Consider the following 355-nt stretch of genomic DNA (forward strand, 5'->3'; position numbering starts at 1 on the left):
CGGATTTCCCATTCGACCAAGTAGTTCGGGATCGTCCACAGGGTCATCACGTGGTACAGGTACCAGAAAAACCCTGAGACCCGATTGCGGGAACCGTCGCGGATTTGCTGGTGCATGCGCGCGCGGGCGTTGCGAAAGGTGTGCAGGCCTTCGTGGGGTGGGTCGTCGGGGCCTTGCAGGTCTAGCGGGTCCTGGATGGACTTGAGGTCGTTGACTTCGTATTCCATGTAGCCGCGAATCGCTTCCCAGTAGCTGATGGCGATGGGCAGGCCGGCGCAGGGGAATTCGACGCTGGTGAGGGTTTCGCCGTGCTGGAAACCGATGCCCATGCCGTATTGGCGGCGCACGCCGTACT

At 61.4% G+C, this 355-nt stretch carries 1 pseudogene; it reads right to left on the reverse strand.

The annotated features are described in order from the left end of the window. A pseudogene (locus HB680_RS32535) lies at positions 1-355 on the reverse strand (hypothetical protein); the annotation flags it as partial.

It is taken from the genome of Pseudomonas sp. dw_612 (assembly GCF_018449725.1).
Classification (GTDB): Bacteria; Pseudomonadota; Gammaproteobacteria; order Pseudomonadales; family Pseudomonadaceae; genus Aquipseudomonas.